Raw genomic sequence first — 19,585 nt, forward strand, 5'->3', positions numbered from 1 at the left:
TTGAATGATAACTATTCATTTCCATCATGGCGCAGGTGGGCGGACACTGGCGTCCCCCTGGAGTCTGGACGCGTTATGACCGCCGATGTACACACCCCGTTGAGCCGCTGGCAGGTGCTGTTGATGGCCTTTGCCACCGGCGTGGCGGTGGCCAGCAACTACTACGCGCAGCCGCTGCTGCACACCATTGCCGGCGAGTTCGGGGTGTCGTTCGGCCGCGCGGGCACGCTGGTGACGGCCGCGCAGTTGAGCTATGGCGTGGGGGTGGTGCTGCTGGTGCCATTGGGCGACATGTTCGAGCGGCGGCGGTTGATCGTGGTGATGTCGTTGCTGTCGGCGTCCGGGCTGGTGGTGAGCGCGTTGAGCCATGAGTTCGCCTGGCTGCTGGTGGGTACGGCGATTACCGGGCTGTTTTCGGTGGTGGCGCAGGTGCTGGTGCCGTTTGCAGCCACGCTGGCGCGGCCGGAAGAGCGTGGCCGGGTGGTGGGCACGGTGATGAGCGGGCTGCTGTTGGGCATTCTGCTGGCGCGCACGGTGGCCGGGGCGTTGTCGTCGCTGGGCGACTGGCGCTGGGTGTACTGGATGGCGGCGGGCACGCTGGTGCTGACCACGTGGGTGCTGTATCGCACGTTGCCGCGCTTCTACCAGCATGCGGGCTTGAGTTATGGGGCGTTGCTGCGTTCGATCGGCACGCTGTTCGCGCAGGAGCCGGTGTTCCGGCTGCGCACGCTGCTGGGGGCGTTGAGCTTTGCGATGTTCGCGATGTTCTGGACGCCGCTGGCCTTCCTGCTGGCGGGCGCGCCGTACCACTACAGCGATGCGACGATCGGGCTGTTCGGGCTGGTGGGCGCGGCGGGCACGCTGGCCGCCGGGGTGGCCGGGCGGATGGCCGACCGCGGCAAGGCGGCATTGGCGACGACACTGGCGCTGGTGCTGCTGGCGGCGTCGTGGTTGCCGCTGGGCTTTTCAACGCAGTCGCTGGTGGCACTGGTGGTGGGCGTGCTGGTGCTGGACCTGGCGGCGCAGTTGCTGCACGTGAGCAACCAGAACGTGGTGTTCGCGCTGCGGCCGGAGGCGCGCAACCGGCTCAATGCGGGGTACATGACCGGGTACTTCATTGGTGGGTCGCTGGGGTCGCTGGTGTCGGCGCAGGTGTATGGCGCGTTCGGGTGGACCGGGGTGTGCGTGACCGGCGCGGGCGTGGCCGCGGTGGCGATGGCGGTGTGGGCGGTGGCGGTGCTGCGCCGGTAGAGCCGACCGTTGGTCGGCTGCATTTGCGTGCCGCCCGGTAGAGCCGACCGTTGGTCGGCTGCATTGCGTGCCGCCGGGGGCAGCCGACCAACGGTCGGCTCTACCGGATGGGGTGTGTGCCCGGCGGTAGGAATACCGCACGGGGTGGGTGGGCGCTCCGTTAGAACGCGGTTTGTACCGCGAATTCGACGCGGGAGCCTGCGTTGCCGGGGAACAGGCGTTTGGCGGCGGTGTCGGTGTCGTGCGCGGTGAGGCGCAGTTCCCACGGGCCGTGGACCTTCCAGACGGCGCTGAGCTGGCCGTGCAGGTAGTCGTCGGCCTGCGCGCTGGCCAGCCAGTAATGGCCCACCGCCGCTTCCAGCCGCCACTGCTCGCCCAGCGGCAGGCGGGCGCCCAGTTGGGCGTAGGTGCCGGTGTGGCCGCCGGCCAGCGCGTCGTCGGACACGCCTACCTGCAGCCAGTAGCGCTGCTGCCAGGTGAGGGTGCTGTTGAGCTCGGTCCAGTTCAGGTCCACGTTGCTGGACGGGTAGAGGTAGCGGGTGAGGTTGACGTCCAGCGCCCAGTCCTGGCCCAACGCCCCGCTCCACCCGGCCACCACGTCGAACTCGCTGCGTGCGCCGTTGTCGGGCTGGAACGACACGCCCGAGCCCCATACCGAGGCATACCAGCCGCGCTCGCTGCCAAGTTTGACGCCGGCCTGCGCGGCCGGGTCGCCGTCGCTCTGCGAGCTGCCGCGCCAGACGTAATCGGTGGTGAGCGTTGCGTTGCCCTCCACCGCGGCCGCCGCCGCACCACTCATCGCCAGGCCCAGCAGCAGCACGCTGCAGCGGCGCACGATGCGCCCTTTCATCTGTTCAACCACCACGGTAAGCACTCCATCGGACGGCGGCGCCGTCGAGGTGGGCAGTGTTCCTGTTGGGGCCGTAAAGCCGCCATGCCGCGGCGGCGGTGCCGGCGCAAAATCAGCGTAAATCCTGCGTCCACGATGCCGCACAGGGGCCGCGCTATCATGGCTGCTCTGACCTGTTGCGAGTAATGGCGTGGACGCGATCCTGACCCCGGTATCGATTGGCGAGCTGATCGACAAGATCACCATTCTGGAAATCAAGGCCGAGCGCATCAGCGATGCCGGCAAGAACGCCAACGTCCGCAAGGAACTCGATGGCCTGTGGCCATTGTGGCAGCAGCAGCTGGCCAGCCAGCCGGGGCTGGATGCCCTGAAGGATCAGCTCAAGGCGATCAACGTGCGCATGTGGGACATCCAGGACCAGCTGCGCGACAAGGAAGCGGCGCAGGAGTTCGACGATGCGTTCATCCAGCTGGCGCGTGGGGTGTACGGCACCAACGGCGAGCGGGTGAAGGTGAAGAACGAGATCAACCGCGTGGCCGGTTCGCAGCTGGTGGAAGAAAAGCAGTACCAGGGCGAGTAACCCGCCCCGCCCGCACCGGGCTCAGTGCCCGGTGGCGGCCATGAAGCGTTCGCGGTCCTGCTGGGTGCGCCGGCGGATTTCGGCCAGCGCTTCGTTTTCGGTGGCTTCCAGCATGGATTCGAACAGGCGCTGGAAGTGGTTGCGCATGGCCAGCCGTGCGGCAGCCGGGTCGCGCTGGCGCAGGGCGTCGAGAATGGCGGTGTGCTCTTCGTCGCGGGTGTCGTCGTCGTTGTGGCAGACGTTGGCATACACCTGCTTCACCCGCGGCAGTTCGTTGCGCATGCGCCAGATCAGCTGCACGCAGTGCTCCACCACCGGGTTGCCGGCAATGCGGGCAATGGACAGATGGAACTGGCGGTCGGCTTCGCTGGCGGCGGCCTCGCCCGAGGCCGGGTCGACCATGGCGGCGATCAGGCCGGCCAAGTCCTGCAGTTCGGCGTCGGTGATGCGGCTGGCGGCCATGGCCGCCGCTTCGGCCTCGATCACCGCACGGGCGGCGGTGAGGTCGAAGGCAGACACGTCCGGCAGCGCGCCGGGGGCCTGCGACGGGCGCGCCTTCACATACACGCCCGAGCCGGTCTTGATGGTGATCAGCCCCTGCGCTTCCAGCGCGATTTCCGCCTCGCGCACGGTCACCCGGCTGACGCCGAGGCGTTCGGCCAGGTCGCGTTCGCCGGGCAGGCGCGAGCCCGGCGGGAATTCGCCCTTCTCGATCAGCGCGACGATTTCGGCGGCAATGGACTGGTAGAGACGGGGTTCGGACATCATCAAGACCTGGCTGTACGGTGGCTGGGGACCATCATGCGACCCGCGCCCTCAGAGAGCGGCGCGGTTGGGAAAACCGCGCCACTGACCTCAGAAGCGGTAGCGCACCCCGAGATAATAGCGCCGCCCGTAGGTGGTGTACTCGCGGAAGCTGCCCAGGATGGGCATATCCGACACCCGCGGCTCGTCGGTGAGGTTGCTGGCCGACAACGACAGCGACAAGTGCTTGTTCACTTTGTAGGTGGCGCGGAAGTCGAGCGAGCCATTGTCGCGCACGTAGCGGTTCTGCGACGGGTCGCCGACGAACTGCTGGTAATAATCCGAGCGGTATTTGTAGATGGCCTGCAGGTCCAGCTTGCCCAGGCCCCAATACACCTGGGCCGAGGCCACGTGCTTGGACAGGCCGAAGATGTTGGCCGGCTCGACGATCCCGGGCGTGAAGACGCCGGTGATGGGGTCGGTGGACTCGCCCAGGCGCAGGTCTTCGGTTTTGAAGTTGGAATGGGCGTAGTTGTAGCTGGCCTTCACGCCCAGCCCGGAGAAGATGCCCGGCAGGTAGCTGAAGCTGTGCGAGCCGGTGAGCTCGAAGCCGATCAGGTCGCTTTTCTGGTCACTGGTGGCCAGCTGCTCCACCGGCACGGTGACGCTCTGGCCGTCGATATCGAAGGTTTCGCCCACCACCACCGGTACCGAGCCGCCGTTGAACTGCTTGTAGTAGATCGCGGTGGACAGCATGGAATCGGCGTTGGCATACCACTCCAGCGAGACGTCGGCGTTCCAGGACATCAGCGGCTTGGCGCGCGGGTTGCCGGTGGCGGTGATGTTGCCCAGCGCCTCGGCCACCGTGCGGAAATCGGTATCGGCCTCGTCCAGGGTGAAGCTGCGGCCAAAGCCTTCGGCGGCCAGGTCGGGGCGCGACATGGCGCGGTAGGCACCCACGCGCAGCAGCAGGTCCGGGTGCAGTTCGAAGGCGGCGTTGAAGCTGGGCAGCCATTCGGTGTTGCTGGACTTGAGGATCTGCCGGGTGAAGTCGCCCGTGGGGCGCAGAGTCACGCTGCCATCGGGGTTGTTGATGACATCCAGGCCGCTGCGCAGGCCCACCGAGCGCACGTCGGTACGCACGCCGCGCACGCCGATGTTGCCGGTGACCGGCAGGCCGAACCACTCGCTGCTGTAGTCGCCCATCAGGTAGAGGGCGTTGGTTTTCTCGGTGACATCGTTGTTGGCCGGGTCGCGCAGGTCGGCGCTCAGGCCGGTGTCGTCCACGCCGGTGAAGGCGTTGAACAGGCAGCGGCTGTCGAAGCTGGCCCACTGGTCGATGGTGTTGCCGCTGGCGTTGGCCAGGAAGTCCTTCTGCGGGAATTCCTGGCGGCAGGCGCGGTTGGCCGCGCGGATGGCGGCGACATTGGTGGTGGTGATGTCGCGGGTGTTGGTGAAGTCGGTGTAGGTGGCTTCGGAATGGCGCACGCCGCCCTTGATGGCGGTGAAGAAGCCGCTTTCCGGGGTGAACGCTGCATCGAAGCGCTGCGCGCGGATGGTGTGCTCGCGGCTCTGCTGGCGGCGGCGGATCAGCGCCGAATCGGTGTAGTTGTCCGGATTGTTCACGTCGAACGCCGGATCCAGATAGATGCTGGGCACGTCGCCGCTGTAGTCGTAGGTGTAATCAACGTAGCGGGTGTTCTTGATGCCGCCCACCGGGTTGCCGTTGACGTCGGTACGGCCGGCGCGCAGGCGGGTGGAACGCTCGATCTGATCGCGCTGGGTGTTGGAGTAGGACAGGTCGGTGGACAGCGTCCAGGCCGGGGTGGGCCGGAAGATGACGTTGAAGCCGCCGCCGGTGTATTCCTCCTTGCGCTCCAGGAAGTTGCCGGTGGAGTCGATGGTGGTGCTGCCGGTGTGGTGCAGCAGCGCGCCGTCGTCGGTGACCACGCGGTTGTTGAGGTTGCGCATCATCGACGACAGCGACAGGTCCGAGCGGTCTTCGGTGTAGTCGCGCTTGGAATGCTGGTAATCGACGTTCACTTCCACCGTGTCGTTGGGGCGCCACTGCAGCGCGGCAAACTGCGAGTCGCGCTTGTCGTGTTCGATGAACTGGCGGTAGATGCGGCTGCTGGGCACCAGGTAATAGGGCACGCCGTTGGCGACCTGGTTGCCGTTGACCTGCGTGCAGTTGCGGGTGGCGCCCACGGTTTCACGGCCATCGCAGGCCACCCACGTGGAGCTGCTGGAGAACATTTCTTCCGGGTTGCTGCCCTGCAGGGCCTGCACGCCCACCGAGACGCCGAGCTTGCCGGCCCCGCCCATGTCGAACTGGTCGATGTAGCTGGCGGTACCGCGCCAGCCCACGCCGTCCTTGTCCTTGAGGCGGTCGTCGTAGTCCTGCCAGGTGCCGCGGCCGTCCACCTGGATGGTGCGCTTGCCGTATTCGAGCGGCTTGACCGTTTCCATGTTCACGGTGCCGGCCACGCCGCCTTCGACGAAGTCGGCGCGCTGGGTCTTGTAGATGGCCACGCTGTTGATCAGCTCGGACGGGAACTGGTTGAAGTTCACCGAGCGGTCGCCGCTGCCGTTGGTGGCTTCGCGGCCGTTGAAGGTGGACGAGCCCAGGAACGGGCCCAGGCCACGGATCGAGATTTCCGACGCCCCGCCCTTCTCGCGATGGGTGGAGGCACCGGTGATGGTTTCGATGGCCTCGCCGATGGACAGGGCCGGCAGGTCGCCGATGTCCTCGGCAGCGAGCACGTCGGACACCACGGTCTCTTCGCGCTTCTTGTCGATCGAGGTCTGGATGGTGCCGCGCACACCGGTGACCTGGACCTGGTCCAGGGTGGTGGCCTGCGCGGGCGGTGATTCAGCCTCCTGTGCGTGCACCAGCGGCACGGCCGCGGTGACAGACAGGGCATACAACAGCGCGCCATGCAGCGCGGTGCGGCGGAGGCCTCGTGGCGAGGCCGTACGGCGGTCATGCAACATCGTGATCTCCCTCCCAGGATGGATCGTCCGATTACACGGATTCGATCCGGACAATTCACGGTTGCTGGACCAATGTCAATGAATTGGTACTAAAGTCTACCCCTGTGATCCGCCTAGACCACTTTGGACGAATTTAATGTGCGGATGCAGCAGAAATATGCGCAACCGGCTAACCACATGCACCTAAAGTGGTATGCGATTGTGGTTGACGCGCGCCGCGCCCGACCTGTTACGATCCGGACTCGCGTTGGACGCCACGGTTGATCTGGGAGGGTAAGCCTGTGACTTTGCACCATTCGCATGCGCCGTGGGCGCTGCGCCCGCTAACTGCGGCATTGGCCACGGGCCTGTTGTTGGGCGCCCTGCCCGCCTTCGCCGCCAATCACCTGGTCCACGACGCTGCCGCCTATGCGCAGGTGGCCAAGAACCTGCAACCCGGCGATACGGTGATCCTGGCCGACGGTGTGTGGCGCGATACCGACCTGCTTCTGCGCGGCACCGGCACAATTGGTCAACCAATTAAGTTGACGGCGCAGACCCCCGGCAAGGTGATTCTCAGCGGCCAGTCGCAACTGCGGCTGGCTGGCAGCTACCTGGAAGTGTCCAACCTGGTGTTCCGCGATGGCTGGGCGCCGGGCAGCGAAGTGGTGTCCTTCCGCGCCTCGTCCAAGGAATGGGCCACCCACAGCCGGGTGACCGGGGTGGTGATCGACGGCTACAACAAGCCGGACCGCCAGCAGTCGGACAACTGGGTGGGCATGTACGGCCAGCACAACCGCTTCGACCACAACCAGCTGGTGGGCAAGACCAACGCCGGCACCACCCTGGTGGTGGTGCGCAACGCCACCAGCGGGTTGGACAACCGCCACCGCATCGACCACAACTGGTTCGGCCCGCGCCCCAACCTGGGTAGCAACGGCGGCGAGACCATCCGCGTGGGTACCAGCACCGACTCGCAGTCCAACGCGAATACGGTGGTGGAGAACAACTGGTTCGAACACTGCGACGGTGAAGTGGAGATCGTGTCCAACAAGTCCGGCGGCAACCTGTACCGCGGCAACGTGTTCTTTGAATCGCGCGGGTCGATGGTGTTGCGCCATGGCCACGGCAACGTGGTGGAGCGCAATGTGTTCCTGGGCAACAACAAGGCCCACACCGGCGGCGTGCGGGTGATCAACCGCCACCAGATCGTGCGCGACAATTATTTCGAGAACATCGCCGGCGACAACTTCGCCGCCGCGCTGGCGGTGATGGCCGGCACGCGCGACGCGCCACTGAACCGCTATGAGCAGGTGGACGACGCGGTGATCGAGCGCAACAGCTTCATCAACGTGCGCCAGCTGTTCCTGGGCGCGGGGCTGGACGATGAGCGCAATGCCATGCCGGTGAACAGCCGCATGGCGGGCAACCTGTTCATCGGTGATGGCAAGAACGCACTGCTGCGCAGCCAGGGCGATCTGGGCGGCATTGCCTTCAGCGGCAACGTGCAGAGCCCCACCGTGTCGCCCGGCTTCCCGGCCGGCGTAAGCGCGCGCCAGGTCACCCTGCAGCGCGCGGCCAACGGCCTGCAGTACCCGGTGGAAACGGTGGCCGCAGGCGCCCCGCGCGACCTGGCACCGATCGCCCGCGACCAGGTGGGCGTGGCGTGGTACCCGAAGGAACTGAGCACGGTGGCGCTGGACAGCGGCAGCGTGCGCAAGGTGGCCCCGGGCGAGGACACCCTCACCCGCGCCATTGCAGCCAGCGCCCCGGGCGACCGCCTGCAGCTGCAGCGCGGCCAATACCGGGTGGACCAGGTGCTGGGCGTCGACCACCCGCTGAGCGTGATCGGGCCGGCGCGTGGCCAGGCCCGCCTGCAGTTCACCCGCCCCAGCCTGTTCGAGATCCGCGCGGGCGGTGCGTTGAAGCTGTCGCGGCTGGAGATTGACGGCGCCCTGGCGCCGGATGCCGCCGGCAACGCGGTGGTGCGCATCGCCCCGGGCAGCCAGGCGTTCAACTACACCCTCCACATTGAGGACAGCCGTATCCACGGGCTGACCGCCAACAAGGCCTTCGACGTGATCAACGCCGGCAAGGGCAGCCTGGCCGCGCGCATCACGCTGCGCAACACCACGGTGGACGACATCAGCGGCAGCGTGATTGCCGCCGCCGCCGAGACCGACGACCTGGGCACCTACAACGCCGAGCAGGTGGAGATTGTGGATTCGCACTTCACCCGCATCGGCGGGCCGCTGCTGAGCCTGTACCGCGGCGGCACCGACGAGAGCACCTTCGGGCCGTCGCTGCTGTTGCAGGGCAACCACCTGCAGCAGGTGGGCGTGGCCGATGACACCAGCCTGCGCCTGCAGGGCGTGCAGCAGGCCACGCTGGTGGACAACCAGTTCGCGCACAGCGGCCGCGTGCGCTTCAGCCACCGCGTGGGCGAGCCCCACCTGCGCGTGCGCAACAACGTGCTTACCGCCACGGCGGCAATGCAGTCTGATACTCCAGCCGAGACCCTGCCATGACGCGTTCCACGCCCTTGATGCTGCTGCTGGCCGCGTCCTTCAGCGCCGCAGCACTGCCCGCCGTTGCCGCCGCACCGGCCGCCACCCAGCAACCGGCCAGCGCAGGCAGCGCGCCGGTACTGGTGACCGCCGCGCAGTGGCAGCAGATGCGCAGCGACGGCACCCGCTACCCGGTGTTCACCAAGGAACAGCAGCGCGCCGAACGCCTGGTGCGCGGCATGATCAAGGCCGGCATCGATGTGCCGGTGCCCAAGGACAAGGGCGGCGGTTACACCCACGAGCAGCACAAGCGCAATTACCAGGCCATCCAGGCCGCCGGTGCGCTGTACCGGCTGACCGGCGACAAGGTCTATGCCAATTACGCACGCGACCTGCTGCTGGGCTACGCCAAGCTGTACCCCGGGCTGGGCGCCCACCCGCAGGGGCGCGGCCAGATTCCCGGCCGGCTGTTCTGGCAGACGCTCAACGACTCGGTGTGGCTGGTGAGCGCGGTGCAGGGCTACGACGCGATCCGCGACAGCCTGAGTGCCGCGGACCGAAAGACCATCGACGACAACGTGTTCCGGCCGATGGCCGACTTCCTGAGCGGTACGCCGGAAAACTTCGACAAGATCCACAACCACGCCACCTGGGCGGTGGCGGCGGTGGGCATGACCGGTTACGTGCTGCGCGACCCCACCTATGTGGACAAGGCGTTGAAGGGCAGCAAGCGCGACGGCAGCGCCGGTTTCCTGAAGCAGGTGGACCAGCTGTTCTCGCCTGATGGCTATTACGAGGAAGGCCCCTACTACCAGCGCTATGCACTGGCACCGTTCATCCTGTTCGCCAATGCGATCGAGCGCAACGAGCCGCAGCAGGGCATCTTCAAGCGCCGCGACGGCGTGCTGCTCAAAGCGGTGGATGCCTTGGTGCAGAGCAGCTACGGCGGCTACTTCTTCCCGATCAACGACGCGATCCTGGACAAGGGCCTGGACACCGAAGAGCTGGTGGCCGGCATCGACATCGCCTACGCGCGCACCACCGATGCGCGCCTGTTGTCGGTGGCCAAGGCGCAGAAGCGCGTGCTGCTGTCGCCCGAGGGCCTGCAGGTGGCCCAGGCGCTGGCACAGGACAAGGCCACGCCGTTCGCGTTCGTGCCCACGCTGCTGCGCGATGGCCCGGACGGCACCGAAGGGGCGCTGGCGATCCTGCGCATGGGCGGTGAGAACGGCCAGGCGCTGGTGATGAAGAACACCAAGCAGGGCATGGGCCACGGCCACTTCGACAAGCTCAACTGGCTGTTCTACGACAACGGCCAGCGCGTGGTGACCGACTACGGCGCGGCGCGCTTCCTCAACATCGAGGCCAAGGCCGGCGGCATCTACCTGCCCGAGAACAACAGCTGGGCACGCCAGACCATCGCGCACAACACGCTGGTGGTGAACGAGCAGAGCCACTTCGGCGGCGACTGGAAGAAGGGCCAGCCGCTGGCCCCGACGCCGCTGCTGTTCGCAACCAGCGACGACACCCAGATTGCCTCGGCCCGCATGGACAGCGCCTACGACGGGGTGAGCTTCACCCGCACCCAGCTGCTGCTGGCCCACCCCTCGCTGGGCGAGCCGGTCGTGCTGGACCTGCTGCGCGTCAATGGCAGCAAGGCGGCACGCTACGACCTGCCGCTGCACTTCAACGGCCACATCATGGATGTGGGCTTCAAGAGCCAGTCGGCGGTAACCAGCCGCCCGGTGCTCGGCAAGGCCAACGGCTACCAGCACGTGTGGGTGGATGCCTCCAGCGAGCCCAGCAGTGAGGCGCGCAGCCTGACCTGGCTGCTGGACGGGCGCTTCTATACCTACCGCTTCGCCAGTACCGCGCCGTCGCGGGCGCTGATCGGCGAGAGCGGGGCCAATGACCCGTCGTTCAACCTGCGCCGCGAACCGATGCTGCTGCAGCGTGTGGACGGCCAGGCCGCCACCACCTTCTATGGCGTGCTGGAACCGCACGGCCAGTACGACGGCACGGCCGAGACCGTGCGCGGTGCCAACAGCCGCATCGATGCCATTGCGCATTACCGCGGCAAGGATGCCGACGTGCTGGTGCTGGACCTGGCCGGTGGCAAGCGGGTGGCGGTGGGCATTGCCGATGAACCGGACAAGCCCGGCAGCCATGAAGTGAGTGGCGGTGGGCAGAGCTGGCGCTGGGACGGCGGCTGGAAGCGCTTTGACAGCAGCACCGGCAAGGACAGCAAATGAAAGTGACCACGCAGGCCCGTACCTACGTCCGTTGGCTGATCGTGGCGCTCATCGCCATTGCCACGGTGATCAACTACATCGACCGCAACGCGCTGGCAGTGATGTGGCCGCAGATTTCCAAGGATGTGGGCGCCACCAAGGAAGACTACGCACTGCTGGTGACGGTGTTCATGCTGTTCTACGCCGCCGGCCAGTTCGTGTTCGGGCGCCTGTTCGACATCATCGGCACGCGGCTGGGCTTTGCGCTGTCCATTGCGGTGTGGTCGATCTCGATCGCGCTGCACTCGGTCACCCACTCCATCCTGTCCTTCAGCCTGGTCCGCGCGATGCTGGGCATCAGCGAGGCCGGCGCCTGGCCGGGTGCGGTGAAGGCCAACGCTGAGTGGTTCCCCGCGCGCGAGAGGGCCTTGGCGCAGGGCGTGTTCAACGCGGGCGCGTCGATCGGCGCGATCGTGTCGGCGCCACTGATCGCAGTGCTGTTCCTGTGGCTGGGCTGGCGCGGCACGTTCATCCTGATCGGTGCGATCGGCTTCATCTGGTTGCTGCCGTGGCTGATCATCTACCGCGCCGGCCCGGACAAGCACCCGTGGGTGAGCGCGGCCGAACGCGCGTTGATCCTGGATGCACCGACCGAACAGCCGGCCACGCCCAAGGCCGAGTACGTGCCGAGCATGCGCCAGCTGCTGGGCCATCGGCAGACCTGGGGCATCCTGATTTCGCGGTTCTTCCTGGACCCGATCTGGTGGCTGTTCGTGTCCTGGCTGCCGCTCTACCTGGCCGACACCTTCGGCTTTGACATCAAGCAGATCGGCATCTTCGCCTGGGTGCCCTACGTGGGCGCGATGATCGGCAGCCTGGGCGGCGGCTGGTTGTCCGGCCGCCTGATCGGCGCCGGCTGGAGCGTGGACAAGGCCCGCAAGGTGGTCATCACCCTGGGCGGCGCGATCATGGCCCCGGCGTTGCTGGGCGCAGTGCTGGCCACCGACCCGGTGTGGGCGGTGGTGACCATCGCCTTCGTGCTGTTCGGCTTCCAGATCGCCATCGGCAACATCCAGACCCTGCCCGGCGACATCTTCAGCGGCAAGTCGGTCGGCTCGGTCGCCGGCCTGGGCGGCATGGCCGCCGTGGCCGGCACGCTGATCACCACCTGGCTGGTGCCGGCGATGACCCACGAGTCCTACGCACCCATTTTCATCCTGGTGGCCGCGCTGGTGCCGGCCTCGCTGCTGGCGCTGTGGCTGGTGACCGGCCGCGTCGAAAAACTCGACGGCCCGGCCCAGCCGCGCTGAACCCCTTCTTTCCTTTCCCCCAACGCACTACTGGAGTTTTTCCATGACCCAATTCAACAACAAGGTGGCCATCGTCACCGGTGGCGGCCGTGACATCGGTCGCGAGATCTCGATCAAGCTGGCGGCCGCCGGTGCCAAGGTGTGCATCAACTACGCCAACGACGAAGCCAGCGCGCAGGACACGCTGAAGCAGATCAAGGCCGCCGGTGGCACCGCCATCGTGCACCGCGCCGACGTGACCGATGCCAAGGCGGTGGCCGGCATGGTGGCCGCCACCCAGGCCGCATTCGGTGAGCGCATCGACGTGCTGGTAAACGTGGCCGGCGGCATGGTGCAGCGCCGCCCGCTGGCCGAGATCGACGAAGCGTTCTTCCACAAGGTGATGGACCTCAACATGAGCTCGGTCTACCTGACCACCCACGCGGTGGTGCCGCACATGGCCGAGGGTGGCGCGATCGTCAACTTCGCGTCGCAGGCTGGCCGTGATGGCGGTGGCCCAGGCGCGGCGATCTATGCCACCGCCAAGGCCGCGGTGATGACCTTCACCCGCGCCATGGCCAAGGAACTGGGCCCGCGTGGGATCCGCGTCAACGCGCTGTGCTGCGGCATGATCGCCACCCGCTTCCACGATGAATTCACCAAGCCGGAAGTGCGCACCGCCGTGGCCGGCAACACGCCGCTGCGCCGCCAGGGCCGCCCGCAGGAAGCCGCCGACACCGCCGTGTACCTGGCCTCCGATGCCGCCGGTTTCATCACCGGTGCCAACGTGGACGTCAACGGCGGCACCTACTTCTCTTGATCCGTTTGCTTCGCTGACCGCCTGGGAGGGCCGCCATGCTGCGCTGGACCACTGCACTTTCGATTGCACTTGCCACCAGCGCCGCTGCGCTGCCCGCCCATGCCCAGGTGTGGGTGCCGGCATGGACCGCCTCACCCGCACCGGACCGCCAGGACGGCACCCCGGAGGCACCGGTACAGTTCGCGCACCAGACGGTGCGCCAGGACATGCGGCTGGCCAGTTCGGCCACCGCGCTGCGCTTCCGCATCAGCAATGAACTGGGCGATGCGCCGCTGACCATCGGCGGCGCCTCGGCCCAACGCACCGGCACGGCCACCCCGGCCAAGCTGGTCACCTTCAATGGTCGCAGCGAAGTGGTGGTGCCGGTGGGCGCCGCCCTGCTCAGCGACCCGGTGGCGATGACGGTGCCGGCACTGGCCGATGTATCGCTCACCGTGTACTTCCCGCAGCCCACCAAGCCGGCGGTGCGCCGCACCGCGCTGCGCATTGCCGACGGCCGCCTGGCCGAGGTGGGCGACAAGGTCAAACTGGCCTACCGGCAGAACGTGGTGTCGGCGGTGCTGGCCGAACGCGCCAGCAAGCCTGTAGTGGTGGTCGCCCTGGGCGATTCGATCACCGAAGGCGCCACCGCCACGCGCGGCAGCAACGGCGACTGGCCGGCGCTGCTGGCCACCCGCCTGCAGCAGGCCTGCCCGGACCAGGTGGTGGTGGTGAATGCCGGTATCAGCGGCAACAAGGTAATGGACCACGGCCGCAGCCACAGCGCGCTGGCGCGGCTGGACCGCGACGTGATCGCGCTGCCGAACGTCAGCAAGGTCATCGTGTTCGAAGGCATCAACGACATCCGCCACGACGGCGGCACCCCGCCCACCGCCGGCCGCAATGCCGAGGACATGGTGCTGGGCTACCGGCAGATCCCCGAGCGCCTGCACGGCAACGGCATCGGTGCGATCGCCGCCACCATCACCCCGTTCGGCGGCTCGGACCGCTACGAGCCGACCTCGGCGGCCACCCGCACCACCCTCAACACCTGGATGCGCGGCGGCCGCAGCGGCTATGACGCGCTGATCGACTTCGACGCGATCCTGCGCGACCCGGCCAACACCGAAAACCTGCCCGAGGACATCACCCGCGACCACCTGCATCCCAACGATGAAGGCTACCGGCGCATGGCCGCCGGCATCGACCTGGGCCTGCTGGGGTGCCGGGCACGATGAGCGGCCAGCAGTTCAAGGTGGCGGCCTCCAGCGGCCAGCGCTGGGATGCGCTGGCACTGGGCGAGGTGATGCTGCGCTTCGACCCGGGCGAAGGCCGCGTGCGCAACGCGCGCCAGTTCAACGTGTGGGAAGGCGGCGGCGAGTACAACGTGGCGCGCGGGCTGTGCAGCACCTTCGGCCACCGCAGCGGCGTGCTCACCGCCTTGCCGCGCAACGAGCTGGGCGCGCTTGCCCAGCAGCTGATCCAGGCCGGTGGCGTGGATACCAGCCAGATCGTCTGGCGTGACTACGACGGCATCGGCCGCAACACGCGCATGGGCCTGAACTTCACCGAGCGCGGCTTCGGCGTGCGCGCGCCGCTGGGCATTTCCGACCGCGCCTACTCGGCCGCCTCGCAATTGCAGCCGCACGAATACGACTGGGACGCGGTGTTCGGCCGCGACGGCGCCCGCTGGCTGCATACCGGTGGCATCTTCGCCGCGCTGTCCGAGCACAGCGCGCAGACCGCCATCACCGCCGCGCAGGCCGCGCGCCGCCACGGCGTGGCGGTGTCCTACGACCTGAACTACCGCGCCAGCCTGTGGGACAGCCATCCTGACCCGGACGCGGCGCGTCACGCCAACTGCGCCATCGCCGCCGAGTGCGACCTGCTGGTGGGCGATGAGTATTCCTTCGCGGCCTGCCTGGGCATGGACCTGGCCGACCTGGGCAAGCGCGAAACACCGATGGACGTGGGCCCGGCCGATGCGGCTGCACAGCGGGCGCTGCAGCGCTTTCCGAACCTGCAGGCCGTGGCCTTCACCCTGCGCGACGCCAGCAACGCGGCACGCAACGGTTGGGCGGGCGCACTGCGCACGCGCGACATGCTGTTCGTGTCGCGCCGGCGCGAGGTGGACCTGCTGGACCGGGTGGGCGGCGGCGATGCGTTCGTGGCCGGCGTGGTGCATGCGCTGCTGGCCGGCAAGGGCGAGCAGGTGGCCGTGGAACTGGGCGCGGCACATGGGGCGCTGGCGATGTCCACGCCGGGCGACACCGCGTGCACCAGCCTGGAGGAAGTGGAAGCGGTGGCGCGCGGTGATGCGGCGGCGGCCAAGCGCTGACCCGTTGGGTGGGCTCAGCCCGCCGCTGACAGCTGTGCCAGGCCCTGGCGCGCGGACAGGGTCAGCGGCGCGGGCAAGGCGTCCGGGCTGAACCAGCCCAGCGCCAGCAGCACCTCCGGTTCCTGCAACACGGCAACGGTGTCATCCAGGGTGCGCGCCAAGTAGACCGGCGCGATCCAGTGCTGCTGCAGCGCCGGTTCGAAATGGTCCACCACGCACAGCAGCCGTTGAATGGCCACGCGCAGCGCGGTTTCTTCGTGCACTTCGCGGACCACGGCAGCTTCGACGGTTTCCATCCAGTCCACCTTGCCACCCGGCAGGCCCCAGTGACCCTGCTCGGGCGGGCGCCCGCGCTGGACCAGCAACACCGCGCCATCGGCGCGCTGGATGACCGCACCACAGCCCACGCGCGGCTGATGGCGGACAGATGCCTCAGCCATGCGCCTGCTCCCCCAGCACCTGCATCGCCACCGTCACCGCGGCCAGCAGGCGGGCACGACTGGCGCCGTCGCGGGCCTGGGTGGAAATGCCGTGCAGCACGGTGGCGAAGTAGTCGCCCAATGCCTGCACGTCCGCGCCATCGGCCAGTTCGCCGGCGGTGGCAGCCTGCTGCAGCCGCGCGATGATCTGCTGGGTACGCTGGCGGCGGTGTTCGGCCAGCCAGTCCATCACCGCCTCGTTCTCCGGTGCGGTACTGGTGGCCGCCGACACCACCAGGCAGCCCTGCGCGCGCCCGCGCTTGGTGTAGGTGAGCACGGCGTCGTGCAGCATGCGTTCGATGGCCGGGCGCACCGCCTGTTCGCGCAGCGCGCGGTCGGCGAAGCCCCCGTCGCTGGCTTCGTACAGCGCCACCGCCTCGCGGAACAACTGCTCCTTGCTGCCGAAGGCGGCGTAGATGCGCGCCGAGGCGATGCCCAGTGCCTCCACCAACGCCGACATCGACGTGCCTTCGTAGCCACGCGCCCAGAACAGCAGCATGGCCTGCTTGAGGGCGTGGTCTTTGTCGAATTCGCGGGGGCGGCCGGCCATGGGGCATCACTACGGAAAGAAGCGGTGCGGCAATTCTAGCGATACCCGGCGTTGACCGGGGCGAACTTGCGGCCTATTCTTTGTCGCTCGACAAACAATAAGGCGACATCCAATGCGCACCATCCAAGGCCCCAGCCTGCACCTGGCCCAGTTCAGTGCAGACCAGCCCCCCTTCAACGACCTGCCGTCCATTGCCGCCTGGGCCGCCAGCCAGGGCTTCAAGGCCCTGCAGATTCCGGCGTGGGACGAACGCCTGTTCGACGTGGAACAGGCCGCGCACAGCCAGCAGTACTGCGATGACATGATCGCCATGCTGGCCGGCCACGGGCTGGTGATCAGCGAACTCACCACGCACATCTTCGGCCAGCTGGTGGCGGTGCACCCGGCCTACGACGCGCTGTGCGACAGCTTCGCCCCCGCCGCCCTGCACGGCGACCCGGACGCACGCAGCGCCTGGGCGATCGAGCGCATCAAACTGGCGGCCAAGGCGTCGCAGCGGCTGGGCCTGGACCGCATGGGCACCTTCTCCGGTTCGTTCGCCTGGCCGTACCTGTTCCCGTTCCCGCAGCGACCGGACGGCCTGATCGAGGCCGCGTTCGAAGAGCTGGCCCGCCGCTGGCTGCCGATCCTGGACGTGTGCGACGCGCACGGCATCGACCTCTGCTACGAGATCCACCCCAGCGAAGACCTGCACGACGGCACCAGCTTCGAGCGCTTCCACGCCGCGGTGGGCGGCCATAAGCGCTGCCGGATCCTGTTCGACCCCAGCCACTTCGTGCTGCAGCAGCTGGATTACCTGAGCTTCCTTGACATCTACCGCGACTTCATCGGCATGGTCCACATCAAGGATGCCGAGTTCAATCCGAGCGGCCGCCAGGGCATCTACGGCGGCTACAGCGGCTGGACCGAGCGCGCCGGGCGCTTCCGTTCGCTGGGCGATGGGCAGGTGGACTTCAAGGGCATCTTCTCCAAGCTGGCCCAGTACGACTACGACGGCTGGGCCACGCTGGAATGGGAGTGCTGCCTGAAGAACCAGGAAGACGGTGCGCGCGAGGGCGTGGCCTTCATCAACGCGCACATCATCACCGTGACCGACCGCATCTTCGACGACTTCGCCGGCGCGCCGGTCAGCCGTGCGCAGATCCACGGCATGCTGGGGATCCACTGATGAGCACCTCTCTGGACAGCATTACCCACCGCCACGTCCGCATCGACGGCCGCAGCGTGCATTGCGCGATCCTGGGCGAGGGCCGGCCGGTGCTGCTGATTCCCGGCTGGCCGCAGACCTGGTACGCCTGGCGGCACATCCTGCAGGCGTTGGCCGCACAGGGTTTCCAGGCCATTGCGGTGGACCCGCCCGGCACCGGTGATTCGGACACGCCGGCCCACGGCTACGACACCGGCGGCATCGCCGCCACCCTGAACGCGGTGATGCAGCAGCTGGGCCATGCGCGCTACCAGGTGGTGGGCCATGACGTGGGCATGTGGGTGGCCTACGCGCTGGCCAGCGACCACCCCGATGCCGTGCAGCGGCTGGCCATCACCGAGGCGGTGATTCCCGGGTTGGCCGAGGCACCGCCGGTGTTCGTGGCCCCGGAAGACAACATCTTCCTGTGGCATTTCATGTTCAACCAGGTGCGCGACCTGCCCGAAGCGCTGATTGCCGGGCGCGAGCGCGCCTACCTGACCTTCATGTTCGATCGCTGGGCGCATCGCCGCGAAGCGGTGGCGTGCGAGGTGTACATCCGCGCGTATGCCGCCCCGGGCGGGCTGAGCGGTGGGTTCGGCTATTACCGCGCCATTCCCGAAACCATCCGCCAGAACCAGCAGCGCGCTCTTACCCCGCTGGCGATGCCGGTGCTGGCCATCGGGGCCGAACATGCCACCGCCAATATGCCCATGGACACCATGCGCGCGCATGCTGCCGACCTGCGCGGCACGATGATTGCCGACTGCGGCCACTTCGTGATGGAAGAAGCCCCGCAGGCCTTCCTGGACCAGCTGCTGCCGTTCCTGCTGCCGGACTGCGCGGCATGAGCCTGGACCCGGATATCGCCCGCTTCCTGCAGACCCTGCCACCGCCGGAGGTGGTGGCAGGGTTGACGCTGCAGCAGATCCGCGCGGCCAGCGAAGTTGCCCTGCCCGCCCTGCAGGGTCCGATGGAGCAGGTGGCCGACGTACGCGATTTCAGCGTGACCACCGGCGATGGCCATGCCCTCACCGTGCGCGCGTACTGGCCGGCCGGGCATTGCCAGGGCCAGGCGCGCCCGGGGCTGCTGTTCGCCCATGGCGGCGGGTGGTTCCAGTGCTCGCTGGCGGTGTACGACCGTCCGTGCCGGGCGCTGGCCAATGCCACCGGCTGCGTGGTGCTGGCGGTGGACTACCGTCTCGCGCCGGAGCACCGCTTCCCGATTCCGCTGGACGACGTGTACGCCGCGCTGTGCTGGAGCCATGCCCAAGCCGCGCAGCTGGACATCGACCCGGCGCGGTTGATGGTGAGCGGCGACAGTGCCGGCGGCAACCTGGCCGCGGCGGTGGCCCTGCTGGCGCGCGAACGCGGTGGGCCGCCGATCCACCACCAGCTGCTGCTGTACCCGGCGCTGGACACGGCCATCGACACCGACAGCCACCGGCAGTTCGGCGAGGGCTATTACCTGAGCACGGCGTTGATGCAACGGTGCTGGGACGCCTACCTGGGCGAGGGCGTGGCCAACGCCGATGGGCGGGCGGTGCCCGCGCGGGCGCATGACCTGCGCGGCCTGCCGCCGGCCACCGTGCTGGTGTGCGCGTACGACCCGCTGCGCGACGAAGGCGAGCAGTACGCCGCGCGCTTGGCGCAGGCCGGGGTGGCGGTGCACTGCGAGCGCCTGCCCGGCATGGTGCACGCGTGCCTGCACCTGCTGGGCACCGCGCCGGCATCGCGGGTGCTGTTGACGCGCAGCGCGGCGCTGTTGGCCGCTGCGATCTGACCCAGCCGACGCTGCGCCCACGAAA

16 protein-coding genes are annotated in these 19,585 nt (G+C 68.0%); 11 read left to right on the top strand and 5 right to left on the bottom strand.

The genetic code is table 11. From position 1 onward, the window contains the following. Nucleotides 1–75 precede the first annotated feature (75 nt). A complete protein-coding gene (locus tag DX03_RS18195) occupies nt 76–1,251 on the top strand; it encodes an MFS transporter (protein ID WP_038690993.1) in 1,176 nt (391 codons plus the stop codon). Nucleotides 1,252–1,411: 160 nt separating this feature from the next. On the opposite strand, the gene DX03_RS18200 is transcribed toward DX03_RS18195, so the two are convergent. Then, nucleotides 1,412–2,101: a TorF family putative porin gene (locus DX03_RS18200; RefSeq protein WP_051599014.1), complete on the bottom strand. Its 690-nt coding sequence runs from the start codon at nt 2,099–2,101 to the stop codon at nt 1,412–1,414. Nucleotides 2,102–2,291: 190 nt separating this feature from the next. Here DX03_RS18200 and DX03_RS18205 point away from each other — a divergent pair, with 190 nt between their 5' ends. After that, nucleotides 2,292–2,681 carry a DUF6165 family protein gene (locus DX03_RS18205; RefSeq protein WP_038690995.1) on the top strand — a complete coding sequence of 130 codons (390 nt, stop codon included), beginning with the start codon at nt 2,292–2,294 and terminating at the stop codon, nt 2,679–2,681. Between the two features lie 21 nt (nt 2,682–2,702). Here DX03_RS18205 and DX03_RS18210 read toward each other — a convergent pair whose 3' ends face one another. After that, nucleotides 2,703–3,446, bottom strand: coding sequence for a FadR/GntR family transcriptional regulator (locus tag DX03_RS18210; protein WP_038692607.1), 744 nt, complete (start codon nt 3,444–3,446; stop codon nt 2,703–2,705). A 90-nt stretch (nt 3,447–3,536) separates the two neighbouring features. Then, entirely contained in the window at nt 3,537–6,419 is a 2,883-nt protein-coding gene (locus DX03_RS18215) for a TonB-dependent receptor (RefSeq protein ID WP_038690997.1), read from the bottom strand. Between the two features lie 281 nt (nt 6,420–6,700). Here DX03_RS18215 and DX03_RS18220 point away from each other — a divergent pair, with 281 nt between their 5' ends. From DX03_RS18220 to DX03_RS18245, 6 genes are read left to right on the top strand one after another with little or no spacing between them, the layout of a single operon-like run. Further along, complete coding sequence (locus DX03_RS18220; protein WP_081797280.1) at nt 6,701–8,926, top strand: polysaccharide lyase 6 family protein; 2,226 nt, start codon at nt 6,701–6,703, stop codon at nt 8,924–8,926. Next, nucleotides 8,923–11,157, top strand: a complete 2,235-nt coding sequence (locus DX03_RS18225) for an oligoalginate lyase (protein WP_051598918.1) — start codon at nt 8,923–8,925, stop codon at nt 11,155–11,157. The genes DX03_RS18220 and DX03_RS18225 overlap by 4 nt, the downstream gene beginning before the upstream one ends. Continuing rightward, entirely contained in the window at nt 11,154–12,446 is a 1,293-nt protein-coding gene (locus DX03_RS18230) for an MFS transporter (protein ID WP_038690999.1), read from the top strand. The genes DX03_RS18225 and DX03_RS18230 overlap by 4 nt, the downstream gene beginning before the upstream one ends. Nucleotides 12,447–12,489: 43 nt before the next feature. Further along, nucleotides 12,490–13,245 carry an SDR family NAD(P)-dependent oxidoreductase gene (locus tag DX03_RS18235; RefSeq protein ID WP_038691000.1) on the top strand — a complete coding sequence of 252 codons (756 nt, stop codon included), beginning with the start codon at nt 12,490–12,492 and terminating at the stop codon, nt 13,243–13,245. Nucleotides 13,246–13,280: 35 nt separating this feature from the next. Further along, entirely contained in the window at nt 13,281–14,462 is a 1,182-nt protein-coding gene (locus DX03_RS18240) for a GDSL-type esterase/lipase family protein (RefSeq protein WP_038691002.1), read from the top strand. Beyond that, on the top strand, nt 14,459–15,562 hold the full coding sequence (locus DX03_RS18245; RefSeq protein WP_038692613.1) for a sugar kinase: 1,104 nt from the start codon (nt 14,459–14,461) through the stop codon (nt 15,560–15,562). The genes DX03_RS18240 and DX03_RS18245 overlap by 4 nt, the downstream gene beginning before the upstream one ends. A gap of 14 nt (nt 15,563–15,576) precedes the next feature. Here DX03_RS18245 and DX03_RS18250 read toward each other — a convergent pair whose 3' ends face one another. Next, nucleotides 15,577–16,002 (bottom strand): NUDIX domain-containing protein, encoded by a 426-nt coding sequence (locus DX03_RS18250; protein ID WP_038691004.1) that lies wholly within the window; start codon nt 16,000–16,002, stop codon nt 15,577–15,579. Then, entirely contained in the window at nt 15,995–16,591 is a 597-nt protein-coding gene (locus tag DX03_RS18255; protein ID WP_038691006.1) for a TetR/AcrR family transcriptional regulator, read from the bottom strand. Before DX03_RS18255 ends, DX03_RS18250 begins: the two co-directional genes overlap by 8 nt. A 112-nt stretch (nt 16,592–16,703) precedes the next feature. Here DX03_RS18255 and DX03_RS18260 point away from each other — a divergent pair, with 112 nt between their 5' ends. Genes DX03_RS18260 through DX03_RS18270 form a run of 3 tightly spaced genes read left to right on the top strand, consistent with a single transcriptional unit; the run spans nt 16,704 to nt 19,560 of the window. Continuing rightward, complete coding sequence (locus tag DX03_RS18260; protein ID WP_038691008.1) at nt 16,704–17,759, top strand: sugar phosphate isomerase/epimerase family protein; 1,056 nt, start codon at nt 16,704–16,706, stop codon at nt 17,757–17,759. Next, complete coding sequence (locus DX03_RS18265; RefSeq protein ID WP_038691010.1) at nt 17,759–18,628, top strand: alpha/beta fold hydrolase; 870 nt, start codon at nt 17,759–17,761, stop codon at nt 18,626–18,628. Before DX03_RS18260 ends, DX03_RS18265 begins: the two co-directional genes overlap by 1 nt. Then, nucleotides 18,625–19,560 carry an alpha/beta hydrolase gene (locus tag DX03_RS18270; protein ID WP_038691011.1) on the top strand — a complete coding sequence of 312 codons (936 nt, stop codon included), beginning with the start codon at nt 18,625–18,627 and terminating at the stop codon, nt 19,558–19,560. The genes DX03_RS18265 and DX03_RS18270 overlap by 4 nt, the downstream gene beginning before the upstream one ends. Nucleotides 19,561–19,585: the final 25 nt, after the last annotated feature.

It is taken from the genome of Stenotrophomonas rhizophila (assembly GCF_000661955.1).
Taxonomy (GTDB): domain Bacteria; phylum Pseudomonadota; class Gammaproteobacteria; order Xanthomonadales; family Xanthomonadaceae; genus Stenotrophomonas; species Stenotrophomonas rhizophila.